Genomic DNA, 3,443 nt, shown 5'->3' with positions numbered 1-3,443 from the left:
TTTCTGCACTTCTTCCCACAGCGCAACTATCAGAGCATCTTTAGCTTCTGTGTCTAGTTGTTTGATGTCGGGCAGTTCTTTCATAAGGGTACTCTATCGCTTTTTCCGTTTTTGTCAACCTCCCCCTAGTTGAGCAATTACCAATAACGTTCATCATCATGACGAGATCGATATCTGATACCATCTACTTGTTGAGGATGATCGTGAATTGCCTGTGCCCATTGTCTCGCGACAGGATAAGAGCCAGATGATAATCTTGCATCGGCTCCCATCTTCGCTAAACCACTTCCTGTCACATCAGCAAATATCAACGAACGCCGACTATCGATCGCATATAAATTTCTTTGCCTAAGTGTATTTTCAGATACCCCCTTCTCTCCGAGAGTTCTACCATAACATTCAATCCAACTTGCATGGACATCTGCCCCGACATACAAAATACCGTAGCCCTGTGCGGGGCTATCGAATCGACCCTTTCCCGATCGATCGAAATATAGACTAGAAGGAAATTCCCGATCGTTCAGTCGATACCAAGTCCCCTGACTGCTAAGAATCGGTAACTCTCTAGTATTGAAATCTATTGGTGGCGATGGATGGGGAATTAGCGGATCTTCAGGCTGGATTTGGTTCACCATAGCAAGCAGCAGCGGATACTACTACATCGATATTTCCAGCAATTAGACATTCCAATGGAGTGCGATTATTTAACCGTAAATCTCCAGTTTTTATAAACATCAACTGTGTCCAAGGATCGAATTTAGATAGTGCATCCAATACTCGATCGAGTCCAGTCAATACAATCCCATCTTTAAATTGCCATAAAGGATAGAAATAACCCCGTCTTCCCAACGAAACAGCTAAAAGTTTGCCCTTACTCCGCCGTTTATCGATCGCCTGTCGAGAAATTCCTAATAATTGGGCAACTTCTTCACTGCGTAACGGTTTCCCGTCGCTATATAGTAGTTCCTGCTTGACTTTCATCCCTCGGAGTCGTGCTGCTGCTAGCGGATCTGTAGGCGCGAGTTCGGCTAATAGTTCCGGTGCAGTTAAAGCCGCGATCGTCCACTCAAAACTACTAGAGTGAGGGCGATCGGCAACATTACTAGCATGACTAGCTGCTAGAGCTACATCCATTACTTCTTGCCAAAATTGATGTAAGTTTTTCCGCTGCTTTGATTCCTGTAGCACGGTTGCTAAAGTACCTTTAAACTGTGCCGAGGTATCGAGTAAATTGGCAATCAGTTTTTGTTCGATTGGTGTCGAGGATTGCACTCGATCGGATAGCGTTGGCTTTGCCGAATCGATTAAGGTTTTAACACTCATAACTTATATACCAAGGAGTTTTTGCGGTATTTTATGGCGATCGCAGTTATTTAGTTGCTAAAGCTATGCAACTTTGTCAACCTATTCTAAATTTAACGAAGTTGCGCAACTTCGTCAACTTAATTTAGCAAGACAGCGGGTAAGTCTCCATCCATAGCTTCTACATGGCTTTAGAAGGTGCAAAGTAGGCGATCGATTTTCCCATAGTCTTTACTAGATAAATTAAAATAGTTGTAATTGTTTATTAGTTGCTTGTTGTAGGCTCTCTTGTAAGGCATCACAATCGATACTTTTATTAATACAATTAGCAACGTATTTAGCTAAATTCACCGGAACAGCATTACCGATCGCTTGTTCCAAATCTGACTTACTACCTTTGAATTTAAAGGTTTTAGGAAAAGTTTGTAAATAACTACGTTCGATCGTAGTTAATGGTCGTAATTGGTCATTTAGATCGCAAGCATCGCCTGGATGTTTTTGATAAGTTTTGGGAATTGGACGATTGACACCGCGAACTGTAGGGCTAGGCTCATGAATACTGAATATACCTCTGCGCTGATAACTTCTAGGATGTCTATAGTAATATTCAAGTTCTAAGCTATCGCCAAGATAATCAAAAATTGTTATCGGATTATTAGACTGATTTTGGTTCAAAATCATACCTAGATTATCATTCATCCCGCCTAGCTTGCCAATGAGGAAATATCGCTTTCTCGATTGTGGCACTCCACAGTAACTAGCATTTAGAATAGTTGATGTTAATTCATACCCATTTTTTTTGAATTGTTCTAATACAGTAGCTAATATGGGACTTCTCGTGATGAGACTGACATTCTCCATCACAAACGAAGTTGGCTGAACTAGACAAACTATGTCAGCAAAATCTCTAGTTAAATTTGCTCTGCCAAGATTTTCATTTCGCTTACCAGCACTAGAGAAATCCTGACAAGGTGGGCCACCTATAATTAGTTCTGGAGCAAAATCTGCGATCAATCTATAACCTTCTGGATCTCCTAAATCTTGATTAAAGATTGGATGAGTGAAGTTGTCTTTGTATATATCGATAACAGATTGCCAATTATCGAAGGCTGCGACAATATCAAATCCAGCCTGTTGAAATCCCAGAGATAAGCCGCCACAACCAGCAAATAGATCTACTGTTCTCATATATATTTTTATTAATCAAATAAGTCTGATGAGTTATACACGATCGCATCAAATCGGCGTTCTGGGCTTAGTAGATTTTGTCCGCCGCCTAAGATAATATTTTTGATTTCAGATTGCCTAATTCTTGGTTTAGTTAGAGATGGCGATTTCATATATGGTTGTGTGACTCTGCCACTTACAGCAAATGCTTTATCATTTTTAGTGTTGTAAGATAAAGAATCTATAATTTTTCGATGATTAAATGCGCTGTGCTTACTAAAGTCATCAATCATTTTAAATAACCAGATCGATGTTCGCGTATGCCTAGCAATACTTCTACAATTACCATATGTATCGATCTCCGATTTCACTAGATTGACAAATAATCTAGTGAAGGCTAAGTCGCTCCAAATAAATACATCTAAACAATTTTCGGCTAACTTAGGTGATTTACCTATTGTTTTCCAAACTGGCTGCATCAATAATGGTTTCTGACAATCTAATAGTGATAATGAGATCGCATCTAGAGCCTCAATCATTCTCGGAATATTCGGAATAACACTACTCGGCTCTGTCCAATCATCGATCGAGATCGGATAAAGATCGAGGATATTTTTGAGTAGATCGAGTTTACCCTTAAAGCTATCGATGATACTGCAAGCTAAGTATACGATCGTATCGGGTCTAATGACAATTTCACATCCATAATTATCTTCAGCAAGATCGCAAGTGGTATGATCTGGTAAAGCTGTTAATTTAATCTCGATCGATTGTAGACAGGTTCCTCGATCTCGTGATTGTGTAACTAAATCTACGCCTGGTAAGTTACCAATTACATATTGCTGATAAGGCGTAAATTGATTTTCAAAAGCATAAAATAACTTATCAGACGTTGGCTCGATTCCGTATAGGGTGGATGTATCGATCGTTGAGTGAATAACTTGTAAATTAGAATCGAGTTTTAGATAAATATT

General features: G+C 39.5%; 4 protein-coding genes. All 4 read right to left on the bottom strand.

What is annotated here, in order from left to right; translation table 11 throughout:
- Positions 1-137: 137 nt before the first annotated feature.
- The gene (locus tag RMO55_RS07320; RefSeq protein WP_310425406.1) at positions 138-635 is read right to left on the bottom strand and encodes an RES family NAD+ phosphorylase; all 498 of its coding nucleotides are present in this window, start codon (positions 633-635) and stop codon (positions 138-140) included.
- The gene (locus RMO55_RS07315) at positions 613-1,323 is read right to left on the bottom strand and encodes a helix-turn-helix domain-containing protein (RefSeq protein WP_310425405.1); all 711 of its coding nucleotides are present in this window, start codon (positions 1,321-1,323) and stop codon (positions 613-615) included. The genes RMO55_RS07320 and RMO55_RS07315 overlap by 23 nt, the downstream gene beginning before the upstream one ends.
- 222 nt (positions 1,324-1,545) lie before the next feature.
- Positions 1,546-2,490 carry a DNA cytosine methyltransferase gene (locus tag RMO55_RS07310; protein WP_310425404.1) on the bottom strand — a complete coding sequence of 315 codons (945 nt, stop codon included), beginning with the start codon at positions 2,488-2,490 and terminating at the stop codon, positions 1,546-1,548.
- A gap of 11 nt (positions 2,491-2,501) precedes the next feature.
- On the bottom strand, positions 2,502-3,443 hold a 942-nt coding region (locus RMO55_RS07305), incomplete at its 5' end, for a HindVP family restriction endonuclease (RefSeq protein WP_310425403.1).

Origin of the sequence: Chamaesiphon sp. VAR_48_metabat_135_sub (genome assembly GCF_031418915.1) — a bacterium.
Classification (GTDB): domain Bacteria; phylum Cyanobacteriota; class Cyanobacteriia; order Cyanobacteriales; family Chamaesiphonaceae; genus Chamaesiphon.
This window is presented reverse-complemented; position numbering and strand designations above follow the sequence as displayed.